The sequence below is a fragment of the uncultured Finegoldia sp. genome (genome assembly GCF_947252345.1).
Taxonomy (GTDB): domain Bacteria; phylum Bacillota; class Clostridia; order Tissierellales; family Peptoniphilaceae; genus Finegoldia.
The window spans coordinates 35997-42021 of sequence record NZ_CAMXVC010000014.1; the positions used below are offsets into that span (position 1 = coordinate 35997).

The window sequence follows — 6025 nt, forward strand, 5'->3', positions numbered from 1 at the left end:
CACTTTTAATTATCGTGTCAAGTTTTTGAAGAAATTTTTGATTTTATTGAACAAATTATTTTCCTTTTCTTTGTTGAAATTTCCGCTACTATCGTCCGCTTTTAAATTATTATTCAACAACCTATTTTCAATTTTATAATTTGTGGATTTGGCTGCATCTTCCTTCGCAATTTTTATCAAAACTTCTTGGGCTATTTCTCCGTTTCTTTTTTCGACTTTTGAGTAGCTCTTATCAGAATTTAATTTTCTCATCTTCATATCGTCATCAAACATTATATCCATAAACCTCAAAATTCTGTGTTTAATAAATTCATCGTATATTGGAACTGCGACCTCAACTCTTTTTCTGATATTTCTCGTCATAAAATCAGCAGATGAAATGAACAACTTACAATCATCGCTTTTCCCAAACTGATAAACTCTATGATGTTCCAAAAACCTTCCGACAATTTGATACACATTGATGTTTTCTGTCTTTGCTTTTATTCCGGGAACCAAACAGCAAATCCCCCTCACCAACAAGTCAATCTTCACGCCTTTTTGAGATGCGAAGGCCAACTTATCTATCAATTTTCTATCAGAAATCGAGTTCATTTTTAATCTTATATATCCGTCTTCGCAATTAATTGCCCTTTCTATTTGTTCATCTATTAACTTGTCCAAGCCCACTTGCATTGAGTGAGGGCTTACCATCAAATGCTTGTATTTTCCGTCAATGTTTCCTATCAAGAAATTGTCGAATAATTCCTTCGCATCTGCTCCTATCTCTTGATTAGCTGTCATCAGTGAAAAATCAGCGTACAATTTGGATGTCTTTTCATTGTAGTTGCCAGTACCGATTTGAGTCAAATATGAAATCTTGTTATCTTTAATTCTGGTAATCAAGCAAACTTTCGAATGGCATTTGTAATGGTCAAACCCGTAAATTATTCTGCAGCCAGCATTTTCCAATCGAGATGACCACAAAATATTATTTTCCTCGTCAAATCTGGCTCTTAATTCCATAAGCACCACCACCTCTTTGCCATTTTCACAAGCCTTTATAAGAGCTTTGGTGATTGCAGAATCACTAGCCAACCTGTAAATTGTGATTTTGATTGAAACAACGGAATCATCCTCAGCTGCCTCATTCAAAAGCCTGATGAAAGGCTCGATAGACTCATAGGGAAAAGACAACAACAAATCCCTGTCGTATATTTGCTCTACAACCGATTTATCACTTCTAATCATAGAAGATTGTTGTGGCGAAAAATCTTCATAGGTGAACTTTTTGATTATTTCTTTTGGCATATCATATACAAAATCAAAAATAAAACCACATCTCATCGGACTTTTTGTTACAAATAGCCTATTTTCATCCAAATTTAGATTCTTCAACAAAAAATTCCTTGTTTCGTCATCAGGATACTCGTTAATCTCTAGCCTTACAGGTCTCAATCTTTTTCTTAGTTTAATCATTTTCTTCACATAATCTCTGAAGTCATCATCCAATTCCAAATCCTCATCGTCATACTCAATATCAGCATTTCTAGTTACAGAAAGTATGTACTTTGACTTGCAATCATAATTGTCGAAAACCTCCTGACCAAACTCTTTTATAATATCTTCTATCAAAACTATTTTTGTATCAGATAATTTAAAATACCTCTTGACCCTATCCGGCACTTGAATTAGACCCATAAACTGCTTATTGTTTTTTAAACGAGATACCAACTGAAACAAAACAACAATACAAAGATTCGGTATTTGTGGAAAAGGATGAACTCTGTCAACGATTTGAAAACTCAAAATCGGAGCCAACGTTGAATTGAAATAGTAATGCACCAGTCTTTTTTCCTTCTCATCCAACTCATCAACACGACTAATACTTACCTCCTCATTTCTCAAATCCGAAATCAATTCATAAAAAGTCTCATCTTTTTTTGAATACAAATCCCTAGAATGTTCCATTATAGAATCCAACTGTTGCTTTGCACTCATCATAGATTTGTTATCGATAATCTTCTTTTTCATATCGTTTAAATCGGTAAGGCTTCCAACTCTGACCATAAAAAACTCATCGAAATTAGTGTCAAAAATTGAGAAAAACTTCAACCTCTCAAACAACTCTACGCTCTTATCATTAGCCTCCTCCAACACTCTTTCATTAAATTTCAACCAAGACAATTCCCTATTTTGGGTATACGAAATATCGTTCATACTATCCCCTTTTCAAAATCTTGTGATACACAAATCCTTCTCTAATCCCCGTCATACTAACCCTTATAATATCAGCATAAAAATACTTTGCAATCCTGTACAAAATAATCATCCCCGGAATTAAAGTGTGAATCCTGTCAGCCTTGACTTTCAAAATCAAGTGCATCTTGTCGCGCTCAGTCATATCTATCAGTTTCTTAATCAGCTGCTTCAAGCCATCCATAGTTATAATAACATTGCAAGACTCCTTATCATAAAAATCATTGTAAAGTTTCAAACACGCCCTCGCAGAGCCACCAACAGCACACAAAATATCGTAATGCTTTCTATTCATATTATTTGACGCAAGCATCAATTTTATGTCATCTTCAAGCAATTTCTTCTCGTCAGCGCTTATGAACAAATCCCTTGAAAATCTTTCGAAAGCAACCAAAGAACCGATATTCAAACTGCAAGACTTCACAACCTTTCCCTGTTCAAAAACTACAATCTCGCTACTTCCGCCGCCAATATCCGTCAAAATCCCTGATTTTGAATCAATCCCAGCGCCCAAAAACGACAACTTTGCTTCCTCTTCACCGCTAATAATTTCAATATCCATACCCACTTCAGTTCGAACTCTCTCTATTATTTCACGCCTGTTGCAAGAATTTCTAATAGAAGCTGTCGCAATAGCATAGGTATGTGAAATATCTTCAAAATTGGAAATCAAATTTTTAAAATCTCTCAAAGTATTTATCAACTTTTGAATTCCCTTTTCGTTCATAATCCCCTTTTTCATAAAAGCCGCAAGCGATGCCGCACTCTTTTCATTGAAAAGATTTTTAACACTCTCACCATTTACCTTGTAAACAGATAATCTTATTGTATTTGAACCAATATCTATAACCGCATAAATCATTGAAACACCTCTTAATTTAATTTTACTATATTTTATCAGCTTGTCTAATTAATTCGCAAAATAATTTCTTTTTGTTTTTTAATATTTTTAATAAAATCTAACAAAATTTTAAAATGTTTAATAAATAATGTTACTGGGTATAAATACAAAGTAGTAAATTATGATATTTTAAGGAGGTATTATAAATGGGATTTATTTCATGGATTATAGTAGGAGCATTGGCAGGATGGATAGCTTCGAAAATAACTGGCAACGACAAAAGTATGGGAGCAGGAGCTAACATAATATGCGGAATCGTTGGTGCAATAATCGGTGGTTGGGTGATGAGTTTCTTCGGAAAAAGCGGAGTAACTGGATTCAACCTATACAGCGTAATTGTTTCAATAATTGGTTCAGTAATTTTACTTTCGGTAATCAACAAAATCAAAAGCAAATAATTTAAAATGAATTTTGAGTGTGCAAATCTATGCACACTTTTTTATTTAATTAAGATAAAAAATCTTGAGATGTCTGGAATTTACAATTTTTCAATTCAAAATTCAAAAGTTTTCTATTTGACAAAAGCTCGATATCATATTATAATTTAGAAATATGATATATGGAGAGTTGTCCGAGTTGGCCGAAGGAGCATGATTGGAAATCATGTAAACACTAACGTGTTTCAAGGGTTCGAATCCCTTATTCTCCGCCATGCACTAGATGGGGAATTAGCGATGCCCTGTAACCTGCAATCGCTACAGCAGGATTGAATCCCCGAGCGAGGTATTAATCGTGATGGTATGAACTTAAAAAGTGGTGTTGAGAAGTGGGTCTCACGCAACAGAAACCTGTGAACCTGGTCAGGACCGGAAGGTAGCAGCCATAAGCAGTCATTTCTGTGTGATGTGAGGGTGCCTATTTTGAGCTAACTATTAAGAATCGCCACTGCTTTTATTAACAGACTCGGGTGTGCTTACATAAAAAATGCCAGATTTTCATCTGGCATTTTTGTTTATAACTTTTAAATAATTTTATTTTTAAATTTTCTTATTTTCAATTTTTCAGATTATTTTTATTTTATTTATTACCCGTTAATTTTAATTAGTATTCAGACGTGACTTATTTTCATCTCAATTTGTTACCTACAAAACTTATTTTACAAAATAAAAAACACCACTTTCGTGATGTTTTTTATCTCTTATAAATAAATCTTGTATTATTTTATAATGAACCTTCTTTACCATTTGTTTCAAAATGTAAGCTCATATTCTTAACGTGTTTATGAAGCATAATGATAGCTATAATGTTAGGGATTACCATTAGTGAGTTAGTAAGGTCAGCTGTGTTCCATACTAAGTCTACTTCTTGTAATGAACCAGCAACGATACATAATAATACTAATATTCTGTAAGGCCACAAACCTTTATGACCGAACAAGAATCTGATATTTGTTTCTCCGAAATAGTACCAACCAACGATTGTAGTGAATGCGAAGAATCCTAATGCTACTGCAAGAAGAACTGTTCCTGCAGGTCCAAAAGCGATTGTAAATGCTTTTTGAGTAACCAATGCACCGTTCAATCCTGGTAATTTCCAAGCTCCAGTTACTAAAATCATAAGAGCTGTTACTGTACAAATAACGATTGTATCGATGAATACACCAACCATAGCTGTGTAACCTTGTAATACAGGGTGAGCTACATGAGCTGTAGCGTGAGCGTGAGGTGTAGAACCCATACCAGCTTCGTTAGAGAATAATCCTCTTCCAACACCTTTAGCTGCTGCTACTTTAATTGTGATACCTAATGCACCACCAAGAGCTGCTTGTGGATTAAATGCTGCTTCAAATATAAGTTTGAATGCTGGAATAATTTGATCATTAAATTTAACCATCATAATTATAGCTGCTATTATATAGATAATTGCCATAAATGGAACTACTAATTGTGCAAAGTTTGCAATTCTCTTGATACCACCGATGAATACTCCACCAGCTAAAACTGCAACGATTATACCAACTATGATTGGGTTGATTTTCCCGCCAGTAGCTGCTACAACGCTTGTTGCGATTGAGTTGGATTGTACGATGTTACCAACGAAACCTAATGCAATTACGATTAATATTGCAAATGCACCCGCCATAAATTTTGCTAATCCAGGATGTTTTGGTCCGATACCATTTTTAATGTAGTAAGCTGGACCTCCGACGAAGTTACCTTCATCGTCTTTTTCTCTAAATTTTTGTGCCAAAACAGCTTCTGCAAATATTGTTGACATACCTAATATTGCTGCAAGCCACATCCAGAAGATAGCCCCTGGACCACCTGCGATAATAGCTGTTGCAACCCCTGCAACGTTACCTGTACCTACTTGTGCTGCAATAGCTACTGCCAATGCTTGGAAAGAAGATACTCCGTCTTCAGATGATTTTTCTTTAGAGAAAATACCACCAAATGTTTGTTTGAATGCTGCACCTAATTTTCTGAATTGAACTCCCTTTGTGTAGATAGTGTAGAAAATACCACAACCTAAAAGTGCAATCAACAAAATGTTGTTACTTAGAAAACCGTTAATGGATACTATCATATCGTTTAAAGCTTTTTGATCCATATCTTTTCCTCCTTAAATTTTTTGAGATATTTGAAAACCTTTATTGTGATTATAATATGATACAACAAATCTTCTCAAAATTTGTTTTAATCAAGCATTCTATTATATGCACTCCTGGATTATTATGATAATAAATACTAATGCCTGACTAAGTAAGTCTAACTAAACCACTTCTATGAAAATCTTTTCATATCTCTTAATATCATTATACTATGTTTTTATAAAAAATCAACTATTTTACTAAAATTTTTAATACTTTAACAAGGTTTATAGATTTTTTGTCAATTATATCGCTTATTTCTGCTGTTTCGACGTATTAAATTTCTGAATTATTTT

General features: G+C 33.9%; 4 protein-coding genes, 1 tRNA gene and 1 other RNA gene. 3 read left to right on the forward strand and 3 right to left on the reverse strand.

Translation table 11 applies throughout. The annotated features are described in order from the left end of the window. Nucleotides 1-9: 9 nt before the first annotated feature. Both Q0X02_RS04160 and Q0X02_RS04165 read right to left on the reverse strand, forming a co-directional pair. On the reverse strand, nucleotides 10-2199 hold the full coding sequence (locus Q0X02_RS04160; protein WP_297812004.1) for an RNA degradosome polyphosphate kinase: 2190 nt from the start codon (nucleotides 2197-2199) through the stop codon (nucleotides 10-12). A 1-nt stretch (nucleotide 2200) separates the two neighbouring features. Beyond that, the gene (locus Q0X02_RS04165; protein WP_297812007.1) at nucleotides 2201-3100 is read right to left on the reverse strand and encodes an ethanolamine ammonia-lyase reactivating factor EutA; all 900 of its coding nucleotides are present in this window, start codon (nucleotides 3098-3100) and stop codon (nucleotides 2201-2203) included. 185 nt (nucleotides 3101-3285) lie between these two features. On the opposite strand from Q0X02_RS04165, the gene Q0X02_RS04170 reads away from it, so the two are divergent. The 3 genes from Q0X02_RS04170 to ffs all read left to right on the forward strand — a co-directional run bounded on the left by Q0X02_RS04170 (nucleotide 3286) and on the right by ffs (nucleotide 4054). Next, nucleotides 3286-3537, forward strand: a complete 252-nt coding sequence (locus tag Q0X02_RS04170) for a GlsB/YeaQ/YmgE family stress response membrane protein (RefSeq protein ID WP_297812010.1) — start codon at nucleotides 3286-3288, stop codon at nucleotides 3535-3537. Nucleotides 3538-3700: 163 nt separating this feature from the next. After that, nucleotides 3701-3791 (forward strand) — tRNA-Ser (locus tag Q0X02_RS04175). Continuing rightward, an RNA gene (gene ffs / locus Q0X02_RS04180) (signal recognition particle sRNA large type) lies at nucleotides 3791-4054 on the forward strand. Before Q0X02_RS04175 ends, ffs begins: the two co-directional genes overlap by 1 nt. 246 nt (nucleotides 4055-4300) lie before the next feature. On the opposite strand, the gene Q0X02_RS04185 is transcribed toward ffs, so the two are convergent. Next, nucleotides 4301-5689, reverse strand: coding sequence for a sodium:alanine symporter family protein (locus tag Q0X02_RS04185; protein ID WP_297812013.1), 1389 nt, complete (start codon nucleotides 5687-5689; stop codon nucleotides 4301-4303). Between the last annotated feature and the right edge of the window lie 336 nt (nucleotides 5690-6025).